The sequence below is a fragment of the Bacillus sp. FSL R5-0431 genome (assembly GCF_038002985.1).
Classification (GTDB): Bacteria; Bacillota; Bacilli; order Bacillales; family Bacillaceae; genus Bacillus.
In genome coordinates this window covers 2,521,942-2,537,160 of sequence record NZ_JBBOOG010000001.1, presented here as the reverse complement: position 1 = coordinate 2,537,160, position 15,219 = coordinate 2,521,942, and the positions used below count along the sequence as shown (strand labels likewise).

Here is a 15,219-nt window from a genome sequence, read left to right as displayed (position 1 = left end):
CTTTCCAGGGGGCGGGGTTTTTATATTGCCAAAAAAAGGAGTGACCAGAGATGTCAGAACAAATTCAACTTACATTTCCAGATGGAGCAGTCAAGGAGTTTGACAAAACAGCTACAACAGAAGACATCGCGGCATCAATTAGCCCGGGCCTAAAGAAAAAAGCGCTTGCCGGTAAATTGAACGGCAAAGAAATAGATCTGCGTACGCCGCTATTAGAAAGTGGAACAATCGAGATCATCACAGATAAAAGTGAAGAAGCACTCGACATTATGCGCCACAGCACAGCACATTTGCTAGCACAGGCGATCAAACGTCTTTATGGAAAAGAGCATCATGTCCAGTTTGGCGTAGGTCCTGTGATCGAAAATGGTTTCTACTATGATGTCGACATCGATGTTGCCATCACACCTGAAGACTTACCTAAGATTGAAAAAGAAATGAAAAAAATCATTAACAGCAATTTGCCAATTGAGCGAATTGAAGTAACAAGAGAAGAAGCGAAAAAACGCTTTGAAGCGATTGGTGATCAATTGAAGCTTGAGCTGTTAGAGGCGATTCCAGAAGGTGAAGCCGTGACGATTTATGAGCAGGGTGAATTCTTTGACCTCTGCCGCGGCATTCACTTGCCATCAACAGGGAAAATCAAAGAGTTTAAGCTGTTAAGCCTTGCAGGTGCATACTGGAGAGGTGACAGCAACAATCAAATGCTTCAGCGTATTTACGGTACAGCTTTCTTCAGCAAAGAAGATTTAAATGAGCACTTACGCCTGCTTGAAGAAGCGAAAGAACGCGATCACCGTAAACTAGGAAAAGAGCTGAAACTGTTTGCGAACTCTCAAAAGGTAGGTCAAGGTCTACCGCTTTGGCTGCCAAAAGGCGCAACGATCCGCCGTGTTATTGAGCGTTACATTGTCGATAAAGAAGTACGTCTTGGTTATGAGCATGTGTATACACCAGTTCTTGCGAATGTCGAATTGTATAAAACTTCAGGGCACTGGGCGCATTATCAAGAAGACATGTTCCCAGTGATGGAAATGGATAACGAAGATCTTGTTCTTCGTCCTATGAACTGTCCGCACCATATGATGATTTACAAAAACGAGCCGCATAGCTATCGTGAATTGCCAATTCGTATTGCAGAGCTTGGTACAATGCACCGCTATGAAATGTCAGGTGCTTTATCCGGCCTTCAGCGTGTTCGCGGGATGACATTAAACGATGCACATATCTTTGTTCGTCCAGATCAAATCAAAGAAGAGTTCATTCGTACAGTTCGCTTAATTGAAGAAGTGTATCAAGACTTTGGCTTGAATGACTACACATTCCGCTTATCTTACCGTGATCCAGAAGATACTGAGAAGTATTTCGACGATGATGCGATGTGGAATAAAGCGCAATCGATGCTAAAGGATGCAATGGACGAGCTTGGTCATGATTATTATGAAGCAGAAGGAGAAGCGGCATTTTATGGTCCGAAGCTTGATGTACAGGTCAAGACAGCTCTTGGAAAAGAAGAGACATTGTCTACTGTACAGCTTGACTTCTTACTACCAGAGCGTTTCGATCTCACCTATATCGGAGAAGATGGCAAGCATCATCGTCCGGTCGTGATTCATAGAGGTGTTGTCTCTACAATGGAGCGCTTTGTTGCCTTCTTAATTGAAGAATACAAAGGAGCCCTTCCAACATGGTTGGCACCTGTACAATTCCAAGTCATCCCGGTTTCACCGTCTGTCCATTTAGACTATGCGAAAAAAGTACAAGAACGTTTGCAGCTTGAAGGCCTTCGTGTAGAGCTTGACAGCCGTGATGAAAAGATTGGATACAAAATTAGAGAAGCGCAAATGCAAAAGATCCCGTACATGCTAGTCGTCGGAGATCAAGAAGCAGAAAATGGCGCTGTCAATGTAAGAAAATACGGAGAGCAAGATTCAGAAACAATGGATCTTGAAGCCTTTGTGAAACATGCAGTAGCAGAAGCGAAAAAATAATACTTCCAATGAAGCAGTCAGTGATCTTTCTCTTGAGATCATTGGCTTTTTCTTTTTGAAAAAAATTCTCCACTGGTGATCCAGTTTCTTGAATGATACGTTTGGAAAGTACGAAAGTATGTCAGCAGCGGAACGAGCCGGGCCAAGACAACGGTGTTTACAAATCGCGATCTTGTAAAGCAGGCAAGCGAGGAATTTATGAATGTAGTTAGGAGAAGCAGCCCGCAGCTTAGACAAGCAAGCGCAAAGTCTAGCCGCCATTGTGTAGTTTGAAAACACAAAAACACCCAAACTCGTCAGGAGAAGGGTGTTTTCTCTTTTGTTCTATTTTAATATATCAAACAATTCATGTAAGTCTTTGATTTCGTAATCTGGCGTTACATCTGTTTCATTCTTTTTGCCATGTCGATTGATCCAAACGGTTTGAATCCCAGCGCGAGATGCCCCAAGAATATCTGTTTTTGGATTGTCTCCAACCATGATCACATCGTCTTTTGTTAGATTTAACAGCTGAAGGCAGTGCTCAAAGATGCCAGGGTCAGGTTTCCCTTTCCCATAATCTCCCGAAATCACAATTTCATTAAAATAAGGTGCAAGCTCAGGAACACCTGCCAGTTTTTCTTTTTGAAGACTAGGATCTCCGTTTGTTAAAAGGAGCAATTCATAGCTGCCTTTCAGGCGGTCTAAAACAGGGTACGTTTCTTCATAGACAAATGGGCGTTTTCTCCGCTCGGCTGCAAAGAAATCAGCCAAATATTGTCCAAATGCCTCATCGTCAATTCCTGCTTCTTTTAAGCCATTGGTCCAAGCGTTCTTGCGGTACTCTGGTGCAAGGGCATTCAGCTTTTGAAAGCCTTCGCTAATCGGTTCACTAAAATTTGACCACAGTCCTTCGAAAGGATTAATTCCGATCATGACAGTATAATCATATGTTTCATAGGACGAATACAGCTTTCTTGCTTCTTCACGTACAATCTGTTCAAATGTTGCTGGATTCAGTCCATATTTCTTTTCCGCTTCGCGGCATGTTTCCTGAAAAGTTGTGTGAATGCTTTTTTCATCCCAAAGCAAAGTATCATCTAAATCGAAAAATACGGCTTTCATGATCTTCTCCCTTGTTATGTATGTGTTACCTTCAATTGCAAGTGACGGCTCATGTTCATTTTACAATAGAAGATGAGGGCAATAAAGAAAAGATTTGAGAGATCTTGGATCATTGACCGCACATGATAGAATAGAAAGACAGTAGATATAACATACATCAATTGAGGTGGCCGGTTTGCTTCATTTAATTATTATGATGATCGAGCGTGTGGGGATCATCGTTATTTTAGGGTTTGTGCTTGCCCATGTGAAGGGCTTTCGCAATCTATTGCTTCATAATGAAGGGTTTCGAAAAAAGGCGGTCCTTGTCTTTATTTTTGCTTCTTTTAGTATTATCAGCAATTACACAGGAATTGAAATCCAGCAGCAGATGGTCATGAATCATGAGTTTTCCTATCATCTTGGCTCATCAAGCTCGATCGCCAATACGAGAATCATGGGAATCGAAATGGGCGGATTGATAGGAGGGCCGTTTGTTGGCATTGGTGCAGGGCTTCTAGCTGGGCTTCATCGCTATTCATTAGGAGGAAGCACGTCACTCAGCTGTGCGATTTCTTCGATTTTAGCCGGTGTGATTGCAGGCTATGTCGGCAGCAGGTTTAAACGGAAGAATCGAATGGTGACACCTCGCCAAGCCGCACTTTTTGGTGTGGCAATGGAATCCTTGCAGATGATCATTATCCTTCTATTTGCAAAGCCATTTGCTGATGCTTGGGGGCTTGTGAGTATTATTGCCCTGCCGATGATTTTTGTGAATGGAATTGGCAGCTTTATCTTTTTATCGATCTTACAGTCAGTCATTCGGCAAGAAGAGCAGGCAAAGGCGATGCAGACACACCGTGTATTTTCGATCGCCGATCAAACGCTGCCTTTTTTCCGGCAAGGCTTAAATGAGCAGTCCTGTAAAAGTGTGGCGGAGATCATTCATCGATTAACAGAAACAGATGCGGTTTCCTTAACAGATACAGAAAAGATTTTAGCTCATGTCGGAGACGGGACGGATCATCATATTCCATCGAAAAGCCTGATTACAGGACTGTCGAAACAAGTATTGTTGAGCGGCAAAATTATGAAGGCGCATTCGAAAGACGAAATCAATTGTTCAGTCACTCATTGCCCGCTTCAAGCAGCGATTGTGCTGCCCCTCACCTCCAATGGTCAAACGATCGGAACGTTAAAAATGTATTTCAATTCTCCGGTCGGATTAAGCAGGGTGGAAGAGGAGCTTGCAGAAGGCTTGGCGATGCTGTTCTCCACACAGCTTGAACTTGGAGAGGCAGAAACCCAAAGCCGCCTGCTAAAAGATGCAGAGATCAAAGCGCTTCAAGCGCAAGTGAATCCGCACTTTTTATTTAACGCCATTAATACCATCTCTGTTTTGTGCAGAACGAATGTAGAGATGGCAAGGAAGCTGCTGCTGCAGCTGAGTATTTATTTCCGGTCTAATTTGCAAGGCGCCCGCCAGCTGCTGATTCCGCTGCATAAAGAAATTCAGCATGTAGAGGCATATTTGTCGCTTGAACAAGCGAGGTTTCCAAATAAATACCATGTGGCCTTTCAAATTGAAAAGGAGCTGGAGCAGGTGATGATTCCTCCATTTGTGCTTCAGGTGCTTGTTGAAAACGCAGTGAGACACGCTTTTCCTAAACATCAAACGAGTTGTGAAGTCGTCGTTTCTGCTTTGATGAAAGATGGGCATGTTTATATGAAAGTGACTGATAATGGACAGGGAATCGAGAATGACAAGATGGCTCAGTTATTAAAAGCGCCTGTTGAATCCAAAGAAGGAACAGGTACGGCTCTTTTTAATTTAGATCAGCGGTTAAGAGGGATTTTTGGCAGACAAGCCGCTTTATCCATTCATAGCGGCCAAGGCACTGACATCTCATTTCGCATTCCAATGGACTATGTAAAAAAGGATGATTTTCGTTGATAAACGTATTAATCGTAGATGATGAAGTGTTAGCAAGAGACGAATTAAAATACTTATTACGCAGAACGAAAGAGGATGTTCAAATAGAGGAAGCAGAAAATATAGAATCAGCTTTTGACCGGATGGTGGATCATAAGCCGGACCTGCTCTTTTTAGACATTGATTTATCTGGTGAGAATGGATTTGATATTGCCAAAAGGCTCAACCGGATGTCTGATCCGCCAGCGATTGTATTTGCGACAGCCTTTGATCAATATGCGCTGAAGGCGTTTGAGGTCAGTGCGCTTGATTACTTAACGAAACCATTTGATGAAGAGCGGCTTTTGCAAACGATCCAAAAGTTTAAAAAGTGGAAATCTGTTGAGACGCAAGAGCACCAGCTGTCAGATGAGAAAATACCCCATCAGCAAAAATTAGCCATCTCAGTCGATGACTCAATTGTCATCCTGCAAGTTGAAGAGATCATGTATGTAGGGCTCAGTGAGGGGAAAAAGGTCGTGAAAACAAAGGATCACATGTATGAGGTCACAGAACCGCTTGTGGTCATTGAAAAGAAACTGCCTGAGGCTTACTTTATGAGGGTTCATCGAAGCTATATCGTGAACACCTCTCATATGAAAGAAGTACAGCCATGGTTTAATTCGACGTATAACCTGCATATGACAGACGGGTCGATCATTCCTGTCAGCCGTACATATGCCAAAGAACTTAAGAAGTCGCTCCTGCTAGAGTAGGACGGCTTTTTTTGTTTGTATTTCAATACTCGTTTTCTGCATTTCATTCATTGAATCCGGCGAGTTTGGTTGTAAACGCTTCATTCATTTATTTCATGCCGTATACTGAGGGCAGTCGAAGAAAGAGGTGAAGGGGCATGAGTGCCACTAAAGTATATGGATTTCTATCTCAAGCATTTATCTTTGCAACCGTAATGTTCGTTTCTAATCTCATTTCAATGTATTTACCAATTCCGATGCCTGCATCTGTGATTGGTCTGGTTCTATTATTTGTTTTGCTGACAACGAAAATCGTCAAACTGGAGCAAGTAGAGCAATTAGGTACATCATTGACAGGGCTCATTAGCTTTCTATTTGTTCCCTCTGGTATCTCGGTTATTCAATCACTAGGTGTCATGCAAGAAGTAGGTGTGCAAGTCGTCGGTGTCATCATCATTGCAACGATTATGTTACTTGCAGCGACAGGGCTATTCTCGCAGCTTCTCATGCAATTATCAGAAAAACCACAGAAACGTAAAGAGACAAAGGAGAGCAAATCGACTCCTCATTCTAATAAACCAGCTTCAAGTACGCATTAAGGAGAGATGCAGGATGGGTACAAGTACAATGAGTCCTTATTTCGGTATAGTCGTCTCATTAGTCGCCTTTGGAATCGGTACATTCTTATTTAAAAAATCAAAAGGCTTCTTCTTATTCACACCACTTTTTGTAGCCATGGTGTTAGGTATTTTATTTTTAAAAATTGGCGGTTTTTCCTATGCAGATTATAATGAGGGCGGCAAGATTATCAAGTTTTTCTTAGAGCCTGCGACCATTGCTTTCGCTATTCCGCTTTATAAGCAGCGCGCATTGCTTAAAAAATATTGGTGGCAGATTTTATCCGCTATTTTTGTAGGGTCACTTTGTTCCATTACGATCGTGTATGTCGTAGCAAAAGGGATTCATCTTGATACGGCTGTAATGAAAAGTATGCTTCCACAAGCAGCGACGACAGCGATTGCTCTTCCGATTGCAAAGGATATTGGCGGAATCGCAGATATCACAGCCTTTGCGGTCATATTTAATGCAGTCATTGTGTATGCACTAGGTGCTTTCTTCTTAAAATGGTTTCGAATTAAAAATCCAGTGGCAAAAGGGCTTGCACTCGGTACATCAGGACATGCGCTTGGCGTCTCTGTTGGGATTGAGATGGGTGAAGTGGAAGCGGCCATGGCAAGTATCGCCGTTGTGGTCGTAGGAGTTGTTACCGTCATTGTCATCCCAATCTTTATGCAATTCATTCTTTGATGGCGTCATTGTTTTGAAAAAGCCTTGCCCAATTCGTTTAATCATGCTAAAATGAAAAAGTTGTTTCAAGAGTTCGTTTACTTGACGGACAAATGAAAATTGTGTAGAATAATTAACGAATTGAATAGATATCACAAGCAGAAGCACCCGCTTCTCACCTGATTGACACGTGTTTGTAGTTGACAGGTTGACCGTACATTTATTTTTTCATGCAAATGTTCGCAGTGTGGGTGTTTTATATGCCCACACTTTTTGTTTGCCTGTAAAACATACAACGAAATGGTCAAAATGAATTGTGAACTCAATTCAAAATCTCATGGAGGTGGCTCACTATTAGCAAAGATCAATTAGTTAATGAAGGTATTCGTGCGCGTGAAGTTCGTTTGATCGGACAAAATGGCGATCAGCTGGGGATTAAAACCCGCCAGGAAGCTCTGGAAATTGCTGCGAAAGCCAATCTTGACCTTGTGTTAGTTGCTGCAAATGCAAAACCACCTGTTTGCCGAATCATGGACTACGGTAAGTTCCGATTCGAACAGCAGAAGAAGGAAAAAGAGGCACGTAAGAATCAAAAAATCATTAGCTTAAAAGAAGTTCGGTTGAGCCCGACAATCGATGAACATGATTTTAACACGAAGCTCCGTAATGCAATCAAATTCCTTGAAAAGGGAGATAAAGTGAAAGCTTCTATCCGCTTTAAAGGCCGTGCGATTACGCATAAAGAAATCGGACAGCGCGTGTTAGACCGTTTCTCTGAAGCTTGCGCTGAAGTAGCAACAGTAGAAACAAAACCTAAGATGGACGGACGCAGCATGTTCCTCATGCTTGCACCAAAAGTCGAAAAGTAAAGTAACAGAGGGAGGAAACATCCAATGCCAAAAATGAAAACTCACCGCGGATCTGCTAAACGTTTCAAAAAAACAGGTTCTGGTAAACTTAAACGTTCTCATGCGTACACAAGTCACTTGTTCGCGAACAAATCTACAAAGCAAAAACGTAAATTGCGTAAGAGCGCAATCGTAAGTGCTGGAGATTTCAAACGTATCAAACAACAACTTGCAAACATCAAGTAATTTGGAATAGGAATCATAGGAGGGAATTACAATGCCAAGAGTAAAAGGCGGAACTGTGTCGCGTCAGCGTCGTAAAAAGGTTCTTAAATTAGCAAAAGGTTATTTCGGTTCAAAACATAGATTATACAAAGTAGCAAACCAACAGGTGATGAAATCTGGAAACTACGCTTTCCGTGACCGTCGTCAGAAAAAACGTGACTTCCGTAAACTATGGATCACTCGTATCAATGCTGCAGCTCGTATGAACGGTCTTTCTTACAGCCGTTTAATGCATGGCCTAAAGCTTTCTGGTATCGAAGTAAACCGCAAAATGCTTGCTGACCTTGCTGTGAATGACCTAAGTGCATTCAATCAGCTTGCTGATGCTGCAAAAGCACAACTAGACAAGTAAGTCATATAAAAGATCATTCCGTCGAGGGGTGATCTTTTTTGCTCATCATGTGAGGTGAAATGAATGAATATCGCGCTGATTCTACTGCTGATTTTGGTAAATGGCTATGGTTTTTTTCTCATGGGAGAGGACAAGCGCCGGGCAAAAGCTCATAAATGGAGAATTTCAGAGGCGCACTTATGGAGTGCTGCCGTGCTTTTTGGGGCTGCTGGATCGTATCTAGGGATGCAGTATTTCCGTCATAAAACAAAGCATCCTGCCTTTCAAATGGGCATGCCTGTGTTAATCATGGTGCAGTTGATCATATTAGGATATATCCAGTTCATCTGAAAAAGGAGCAGACGCCATCAAGACGGCGTGTCTGCTCCTTTTTTTTGTTTGATTTTTTTAATGGGCTGATCCCAATCAATTTTTGTTTGAGGATAACGTTCGATAATGTTTTCCTCCAATTTTTCAAAGTCTTCTAATGTAAATTCACTTAGCTTCTCGGGTGACTCCGTCCAAACGTAAATGGAGTGGACAAACAGAGGATGATCCTTAGAAGGAACATGCTTCTCCCCTTCAAACAAGACTCCTTTATAGACGAAATTAAAATTTTTGCGCGCATTTTGCTGTTCGTCCATAAAATAAAAGCCTTCTTTTAATTGTGCTTGTTTCAGCTTTCTTCTCGGATTTGAGAAGAATTTTACCGCCATGTAGAAGATGTAGACAAGCAGTGCAACAAGAGCAAGTCTAATGAGGATTACAAACATGACAGGATGCACCTCCAATATACCGTTATCTGATGTACTACGAATGAAAAGCCCAAAAGGTTTCAACTTTTTTTAAAAAAATATTTCGTTAAACGAAAAAATATTCATAAAAAGATCGTATTGAACGAAAGAGGTTTTGTATAATAAGAATGCACCATGAAGATAAAGGAGGATAAATGGAATGACAAAGCTAGATCAAACATTAACTATGCTGAAAGACCTAACGGATGCAAAAGGGATTCCAGGAAATGAACGTGATGTCAAAAAAGTCATGCAGACATACATAGAATCATATGCAGATGAAGTCTCTAGTGACCGCCTTGGCAGCTTAATCGCTAAGAAGGAAGGAAACGCAAACGGACCTAAAATTATGCTCGCTGGTCACTTAGATGAAGTAGGATTCATGGTGACAAAAATTGATGACAAAGGCTACATTCGCTTCCAAACAGTCGGCGGCTGGTGGTCACAGGTCATGCTCGCGCAGCGTGTCACCATTGTAACGAAAAAGGGAGACATTACAGGTGTGATTGGCTCAAAGCCGCCGCACGTCTTGTCACCTGAAGCTCGAAAAAAATCGATTGAGATTACAGATATGTTTATTGATATTGGTGCATCAAGCAAAGAACAGGTAATGGAGTGGGGCGTTCTGCCTGGAGATCAAATCGTTCCTTATTTTGAATTTACAGTGATGAATGATGAAAAAATGCTCCTTGCAAAGGCATGGGACAACCGTATCGGCTGTGCAGTAGCGATTGATGTCATGAAGAACTTACACAATGCTCAGCATGAGAATATTGCTTACAGTGTTGCAACTGTACAAGAGGAGGTTGGCCTGCGTGGTGCCAAAACAGCAGCGGCTACGATCCAGCCTGATATTGGATTTGCCATTGATGTTGGTGTAGCAGGAGACACGCCAGGCATCACTGAAAAAGAAGCAACAAGCAAGCTTGGCAAAGGACCAACGATTGTTGTATTTGATGCTTCGATGTTATCCCATAAAGGGCTTCGGGATTTTGTTGTCCAAACAGCGGATGAATTGAACATCCCTTATCAATATGACTCAATGCCTGGCGGTGGGACAGATGCTGGCGGGATCCATTTAACAGGTCATGGCGTGCCATCACTATCTATCGGGATACCAAGCAGATATATTCATACCCATGCAGCGATGATTCACCGAGATGATTATGAAAATGCAGTGAAGCTTTTAACAGAAGTGATCAAAAGACTTGATCAAAAAACGGTTGAGCAGATCACGTACGGTTCTTAATAGGTAAGCCTTTCCTCAGTATAGGGGAAAGGCTTTTTTATTCCTTTGAATTTCCCAGGAAATGAACGTTGTTTTTTGATTACGGTCAAAAGAACTGTTTTTAACAGAAGAAGAAAAAATATTCTAGTGAATAAGGCACATGTGATCTGGCTTTTATTTTTGTAAGATGAAAGCAATAAAAAGGACAGAGCCTAAAGAACGCCCTGTCAAAAGAGAGTTTATGGAAGTAGGTGAAGCTATCTAAAGAATAAATATATTATTCCTATTTGTCAACTTGGTTTTAAAAGAAAGAAAAATCAATCAATTTATGTTATATTTGTAACAAATTGTTTGTGCGAAGGGGATGGTTAAATGAATGCGGTTACAATTGTCATAGGATCTATGTGTATTTTAGCGATTGCCTATCGTCTTTATGGCACATTTATGATGGTCAAGGTATTAAAGGTGACAGACGATCATCCTACACCGGCTCACACATTAGAGGACGGGAAAGATTATGTGCCAACCAATAAATGGGTCACATTTGGGCATCACTTTGCTGCGATTGCAGCTGCCGGTCCGTTAGTGGGTCCGATTTTAGCCGCACAATTTGGGTATTTACCGGGTCTCCTTTGGCTGTTAATTGGCGCAGTGATTGGCGGAGCTGTACATGATCTTGTCGTCTTATTTGCGTCGATGCGAAAAAAGGGGAAATCATTATCAGAGGTAGCAAAGGAAGAGCTAGGACCTGTAGCAGGATTTTGTACAGGGCTTGCGATGCTGTTTATCATTACGATCACAATGGCAGGACTGTCTATGGTTGTGCTTCATGCATTAGAACGTAACCCTTGGGGAACATTTGCAGTCGGAATCACGATTCCAATTGCGATGGGGGTTGGTCTTTATTATAAAAAGACAGGCAATTTAAAACTTGCCACAACTGCGGGATTTATTTTGCTGATGGTTGGTGTATTCCTTGGACCGAATATTCAAGGAACGGCACTTGGTGATCTTTTAACACTTGATACAAAAACGCTTGCTCTTGCCCTGCCGATCTATGCTTTTTTTGCTGCGGCATTGCCGGTTTGGCTGCTGCTCGCACCGAGGGACTATTTAAGCAGCTTTATGAAAATAGGTGTTTTTATCGCACTGATTGCCGGAATCTTTGTCGTCAATCCAACGATTCAATTCCCAGCCTTAACGGAGTTTGTGAATGGAGGAGGCCCGGTTTTAGCTGGTCCTGTCTGGCCTTTTATTTCTATTACCATTGCTTGCGGGGCCATTTCTGGTTTCCACGCATTTGTTGGGTCAGGGACAACGCCTAAGATGCTTGACCGCTGGAGCGATATGAAGCCTGTCGCGTTTGGCGCAATGCTAGTAGAATGCCTAGTTGGCATTATGGCGTTAATTGCCGCTACGGCTCTTCATCCAGGAGATTATTTTGCGATTAACAGTACGCCAGAAGTGTTCCGAACGCTCGGGATGAGTGTTGAGAATCTTCCGCAGCTGAGTAAGGAAATTGGCCTTGATTTAGAAGGAAGAACGGGTGGAGCTGTGACATTAGCTGTAGGGATGGCGTATATCTTTACGGGAATTCCGTTCTTTAGTCATTTGGCGTCTTATTTTTTCCAATTCGTCATTATGTTTGAAGCTGTCTTTATTTTAACCGCTATTGATGCTGGAACGCGTGTGGCGCGTTATTTGATTCAAGATTTCTTTGGCGAAGCATATAAACCGCTTAAACGAAATGACTGGGTACCTGGGTCGGTATTTGCAAGTGCGCTTGCGTGTTTTATGTGGGGATACTTGCTTTACTCTGGAGACATCGGGTCCATTTGGGCGCTGTTTGGGGTTTCGAATCAGTTAATGGCATCAGTCGGATTAATCATCGGGGCAACCGTTGTATTAAAAATTGCAGATAAAAGGCGATATATGCTGACTTGTTTAATTCCACTTGCCTACTTATATGTGACAGTGAATTATGCGGGCTATTGGATGGTAGCAAATGTATACCTTAATCCTGAGGCATCAGGTTACAGCGTGCTGAATGCGGTGCTGTCAATTATCATGCTGATCTTAGGATTTGTGATCATTGTGTTTGCAATTAAAAAATGGGTCGAAATTTGGCGTGATCCAGCACTTCGGATGGAAACACCGATCACTGGCTAAATGAAAAAGCCGGTTTGCTGTGATAAGCAAACCGGCTTCTTTTATTGCTGCTGATGAGGCTTTAAGCCTTGCTCTAGTGTCTCGAGGATCTCGTTCTTCTCGTTTTCTGATGCTTCTTGCCATAGCACCTCGAACAACACGCCAAGGCCTGGCAGCATTTTTTCCTCGCCGCTTTGAATGGCATCTAAAATCGTATGTTCAAGCTGCTCTTGATTATGGCCAGTGATATTTTGAATGACTGCGCCTCTTAAATTAAAATCCATTGCCCACACTCCTTTTTTGATGGTAATAGCCCTATTCTGTCTCAAAGACAGGTTTATTATGTAGTGTGCATGAGATATAATAAATTCATGATATTTAAAGGAGTTAAAATCGCTTGAAATATATAGAATCAGCTAAAAACACAAACATCAAACAGTGGAAAAAGCTCCATACGAAAAAAGAACGTACGAAAACGGGGCTGTTTCTCGTTGAGGGAATACACTTAGTCGAAGAAGCATTGAAGAGCGGAGTTGTGAAAGAATTAATGGTCACATCGCCTGATAAGCTTCCTTCTCATATCGATCCTGACATTGAACTTTATGAACTGAGCGAAGAAGCCTTTTCTGCCATGACCGAAACGGAAACGCCTCAGCACATCGCGGCGGTTTGTACAGTTCCTGTATTTGAAGAAAAGAAGTATGAACGACTTCTTCTGTTAGATGCAGTGCAGGACCCAGGAAATCTAGGCACACTCATTCGGACAGCAGATGCCGCTGGTCTTGATGCTGTAATCTTAGGTGATGGAACAGTCGATGCGTTTAACGGAAAAACGCTCCGTTCAGCACAAGGATCGCATTTCCACCTGCCAATTTTAAAGCAAACCCTTCAGCAGGCAATACAAGCATGTAAGGAGCAAGGCATACCTGTATACGGAAGCGCCTTGAAAAATGCGAAAGCGTATAGAAGCGTAACGGCAGAAGGTCCTTTTGCATTAATTGTTGGCAATGAAGGAGCAGGGATTGACCAAGAGATTCTGCAAATGACAGACCAGAATTTATATGTGCCGATGTATGGTCAGGCAGAATCATTAAATGTGGCTGTTGCAGCAGCTGTTCTCGTCTATCATTTGCGTGGATAGTGTTGCAACATGCGCTTATTTTCACTATAATGAAACTAATATTTTAAAAACCATGATAGAGGAAGATTGTTTCAAGGAGCGTCCTTATAGGGAGAATGCATCGTAGACTGAAAGTGCATTTAAGGAATGCTGAAACAGGAATTCACCTCTGGAGTTGTCACCGGGACCGCAAGCTTTGCGTAAAGGTGAACCGGATTCGTTTGATTCCGTTATGTCAATGAAGCTTATTCGCACATGCATTTGTGCTTAACAAGGGTGGTACCGCGACCACAACTCGTCCCTTCTTTTTTAGAGGGACGGGTTTTTTTATTGTCTTCAAACGATCAAACAGCCGTTTATCCAGGCGGTTTTGTATATCAAAAGGAGGATTACACTCATGCAAGAAACGTTAAAACAGCTTGAAACAGAGGCGATAGCGAAGGTTGAAGCAGCTAGCTCGCTCAAAGAAGTTAATGACATTCGTGTTCAATATTTAGGGAAAAAAGGCCCGATCACAGAGGTGCTTCGTGGAATGGGCAAGCTCTCCGCAGAAGAAAGACCGAAAATGGGCGCACTCGCAAACGAAGTAAGAGAGCAGATTGCAAATGCCATTGCTGAAAAAAATGAGCAGCTGGAAAAAGAAGAAGTGAAGAAGAAACTTGCATCTCAAACGATCGATGTCACATTGCCAGCAAGTCCAATCAAAATGGGGGCAAGACATCCATTAACGATTGTTGTCGAAGATATTGAAGATTTATTTATTGGTATGGGCTATACCGTTGAGGAAGGTCCTGAGGTGGAAACGGATTATTATAACTTTGAAGCGCTGAATCTTCCAAAGGAGCATCCAGCACGTGATATGCAGGACAGCTTCTATATTACCGAGGATACACTGATGAGAACACAAACGTCACCAGTTCAAGCACGTACACTCGAAAAATATAAAGGACAAGGTCCTGTGAAGATCATCTGCCCTGGGAAAGTATATAGACGAGACAGTGATGACGCAACTCATTCACATCAATTCATGCAGATTGAAGGGCTTGTTGTCGATCACAATATTAGCATGAGTGATCTAAAAGGTACGCTTGAGACGGTCGCAAGAAAAATGTTTGGTGAAGATCGTGAAATTAGACTCCGTCCAAGCTTTTTTCCATTCACAGAACCATCTGTCGAAGTTGATGTGTCTTGCTTTAAATGCGGCGGGAAGGGCTGTTCTGTATGTAAAGGAACAGGCTGGATTGAGATTTTAGGAGCAGGGATGGTTCATCCAAATGTCCTGAAAATGAGCGGATTTGATCCAGAAACTTACCAAGGCTTTGCTTTTGGAATGGGTGTTGAACGTATTGCGATGCTAAAATACGGCATTGATGATATTCGCCATTTCTACACAAATGATATTAGATTCACAAAGCAATTCAAGCAGGATTAAGAGGA

At 42.3% G+C, this 15,219-nt stretch carries 16 protein-coding genes, 1 pseudogene and 2 other annotated features (1 of these 19 only partly in view); of the genes and pseudogenes, 14 read left to right on the top strand and 3 right to left on the bottom strand.

Annotated features, from left to right (window positions below; all coding sequences use genetic code 11):
* Positions 1-5, top strand: a binding site (T-box leader); it begins 243 nt to the left of the window's first position.
* Positions 6-50: 45 nt separating this feature from the next.
* Positions 51-1,991, top strand: coding sequence for a threonine--tRNA ligase (gene thrS, locus MKZ03_RS13025; RefSeq protein WP_034661816.1), 1,941 nt, complete (start codon positions 51-53; stop codon positions 1,989-1,991).
* Positions 1,992-2,111: 120 nt separating this feature from the next.
* Positions 2,112-2,259 (top strand): annotated as a pseudogene (locus tag MKZ03_RS13020) (methyl-accepting chemotaxis protein); the annotation flags it as partial.
* A 56-nt stretch (positions 2,260-2,315) separates the two neighbouring features.
* Here MKZ03_RS13020 and MKZ03_RS13015 read toward each other — a convergent pair.
* On the bottom strand, positions 2,316-3,095 hold the full coding sequence (locus tag MKZ03_RS13015; protein WP_060596971.1) for an HAD family hydrolase: 780 nt from the start codon (positions 3,093-3,095) through the stop codon (positions 2,316-2,318).
* Positions 3,096-3,270: 175 nt separating this feature from the next.
* Here MKZ03_RS13015 and MKZ03_RS13010 point away from each other — a divergent pair, with 175 nt between their 5' ends.
* The 8 genes from MKZ03_RS13010 (at position 3,271) to MKZ03_RS12975 (ending at position 8,843) form a co-directional block, all read left to right on the top strand.
* A complete protein-coding gene (locus MKZ03_RS13010) occupies positions 3,271-5,028 on the top strand; it encodes a sensor histidine kinase (protein ID WP_341032098.1) in 1,758 nt (585 codons plus the stop codon).
* The gene (locus MKZ03_RS13005) at positions 5,025-5,762 is read left to right on the top strand and encodes a LytR/AlgR family response regulator transcription factor (RefSeq protein WP_034661809.1); all 738 of its coding nucleotides are present in this window, start codon (positions 5,025-5,027) and stop codon (positions 5,760-5,762) included. The genes MKZ03_RS13010 and MKZ03_RS13005 overlap by 4 nt, the downstream gene beginning before the upstream one ends.
* A gap of 137 nt (positions 5,763-5,899) precedes the next feature.
* Positions 5,900-6,340: an antiholin-like murein hydrolase modulator LrgA gene (lrgA, locus tag MKZ03_RS13000; protein ID WP_106031199.1), complete on the top strand. Its 441-nt coding sequence runs from the start codon at positions 5,900-5,902 to the stop codon at positions 6,338-6,340.
* A gap of 13 nt (positions 6,341-6,353) precedes the next feature.
* Complete coding sequence (gene lrgB, locus MKZ03_RS12995) at positions 6,354-7,049, top strand: antiholin-like protein LrgB (protein WP_106038054.1); 696 nt, start codon at positions 6,354-6,356, stop codon at positions 7,047-7,049.
* 129 nt (positions 7,050-7,178) lie between these two features.
* Positions 7,179-7,310, top strand: a sequence feature (ribosomal protein L20 leader region).
* A 71-nt stretch (positions 7,311-7,381) separates the two neighbouring features.
* Positions 7,382-7,897: a translation initiation factor IF-3 gene (gene infC, locus MKZ03_RS12990; protein ID WP_024425720.1), complete on the top strand. Its 516-nt coding sequence runs from the start codon at positions 7,382-7,384 to the stop codon at positions 7,895-7,897.
* 24 nt (positions 7,898-7,921) lie between these two features.
* Positions 7,922-8,122 (top strand): 50S ribosomal protein L35, encoded by a 201-nt coding sequence (gene rpmI / locus MKZ03_RS12985; RefSeq protein WP_003216324.1) that lies wholly within the window; start codon positions 7,922-7,924, stop codon positions 8,120-8,122.
* Positions 8,123-8,153: 31 nt separating this feature from the next.
* Positions 8,154-8,513, top strand: a complete 360-nt coding sequence (rplT, locus tag MKZ03_RS12980) for a 50S ribosomal protein L20 (protein WP_003216409.1) — start codon at positions 8,154-8,156, stop codon at positions 8,511-8,513.
* A gap of 63 nt (positions 8,514-8,576) precedes the next feature.
* The gene (locus MKZ03_RS12975; RefSeq protein ID WP_282068152.1) at positions 8,577-8,843 is read left to right on the top strand and encodes a DUF1294 domain-containing protein; all 267 of its coding nucleotides are present in this window, start codon (positions 8,577-8,579) and stop codon (positions 8,841-8,843) included.
* Positions 8,844-8,860: 17 nt separating this feature from the next.
* Here the strand turns inward: MKZ03_RS12975 and MKZ03_RS12970 are convergent, their stop codons facing one another.
* Positions 8,861-9,265, bottom strand: coding sequence for a hypothetical protein (locus tag MKZ03_RS12970; RefSeq protein ID WP_003216690.1), 405 nt, complete (start codon positions 9,263-9,265; stop codon positions 8,861-8,863).
* A gap of 181 nt (positions 9,266-9,446) precedes the next feature.
* Here MKZ03_RS12970 and MKZ03_RS12965 point away from each other — a divergent pair, with 181 nt between their 5' ends.
* Both MKZ03_RS12965 and cstA read left to right on the top strand, forming a co-directional pair.
* Positions 9,447-10,535 (top strand): M42 family metallopeptidase, encoded by a 1,089-nt coding sequence (locus MKZ03_RS12965; RefSeq protein WP_307500041.1) that lies wholly within the window; start codon positions 9,447-9,449, stop codon positions 10,533-10,535.
* Between the two features lie 351 nt (positions 10,536-10,886).
* Positions 10,887-12,683, top strand: a complete 1,797-nt coding sequence (cstA, locus tag MKZ03_RS12960; protein WP_334750061.1) for a carbon starvation protein CstA — start codon at positions 10,887-10,889, stop codon at positions 12,681-12,683.
* A gap of 41 nt (positions 12,684-12,724) precedes the next feature.
* Here cstA and sspI read toward each other — a convergent pair whose 3' ends face one another.
* Positions 12,725-12,946 carry a small acid-soluble spore protein SspI gene (sspI, locus tag MKZ03_RS12955; RefSeq protein ID WP_003216243.1) on the bottom strand — a complete coding sequence of 74 codons (222 nt, stop codon included), beginning with the start codon at positions 12,944-12,946 and terminating at the stop codon, positions 12,725-12,727.
* A 113-nt stretch (positions 12,947-13,059) separates the two neighbouring features.
* Here sspI and MKZ03_RS12950 point away from each other — a divergent pair, with 113 nt between their 5' ends.
* Both MKZ03_RS12950 and pheS read left to right on the top strand, forming a co-directional pair.
* Positions 13,060-13,803: a TrmH family RNA methyltransferase gene (locus MKZ03_RS12950; protein WP_066030572.1), complete on the top strand. Its 744-nt coding sequence runs from the start codon at positions 13,060-13,062 to the stop codon at positions 13,801-13,803.
* A 376-nt stretch (positions 13,804-14,179) separates the two neighbouring features.
* The gene (gene pheS, locus MKZ03_RS12945) at positions 14,180-15,214 is read left to right on the top strand and encodes a phenylalanine--tRNA ligase subunit alpha (protein WP_034661794.1); all 1,035 of its coding nucleotides are present in this window, start codon (positions 14,180-14,182) and stop codon (positions 15,212-15,214) included.
* The last annotated feature ends 5 nt before the right edge of the window (positions 15,215-15,219 follow it).

Coding starts and splice junctions, on each gene's coding strand:
- thrS (WP_034661816.1), top strand. CDS start 51: ATGTCAGAACAAATTCAACTTACATTTCCAGATGGAGCAGTCAAGGAG.
- MKZ03_RS13015 (WP_060596971.1), bottom strand. CDS start 3,095: ATGAAAGCCGTATTTTTCGATTTAGATGATACTTTGCTTTGGGATGAA.
- lrgA (WP_106031199.1), top strand. CDS start 5,900: ATGAGTGCCACTAAAGTATATGGATTTCTATCTCAAGCATTTATCTTT.
- lrgB (WP_106038054.1), top strand. CDS start 6,354: ATGGGTACAAGTACAATGAGTCCTTATTTCGGTATAGTCGTCTCATTA.
- rpmI (WP_003216324.1), top strand. CDS start 7,922: ATGCCAAAAATGAAAACTCACCGCGGATCTGCTAAACGTTTCAAAAAA.
- rplT (WP_003216409.1), top strand. CDS start 8,154: ATGCCAAGAGTAAAAGGCGGAACTGTGTCGCGTCAGCGTCGTAAAAAG.
- MKZ03_RS12975 (WP_282068152.1), top strand. CDS start 8,577: ATGAATATCGCGCTGATTCTACTGCTGATTTTGGTAAATGGCTATGGT.
- MKZ03_RS12970 (WP_003216690.1), bottom strand. CDS start 9,265: ATGTTTGTAATCCTCATTAGACTTGCTCTTGTTGCACTGCTTGTCTAC.
- MKZ03_RS12965 (WP_307500041.1), top strand. CDS start 9,447: ATGACAAAGCTAGATCAAACATTAACTATGCTGAAAGACCTAACGGAT.
- cstA (WP_334750061.1), top strand. CDS start 10,887: ATGAATGCGGTTACAATTGTCATAGGATCTATGTGTATTTTAGCGATT.
- sspI (WP_003216243.1), bottom strand. CDS start 12,946: ATGGATTTTAATTTAAGAGGCGCAGTCATTCAAAATATCACTGGCCAT.
- pheS (WP_034661794.1), top strand. CDS start 14,180: ATGCAAGAAACGTTAAAACAGCTTGAAACAGAGGCGATAGCGAAGGTT.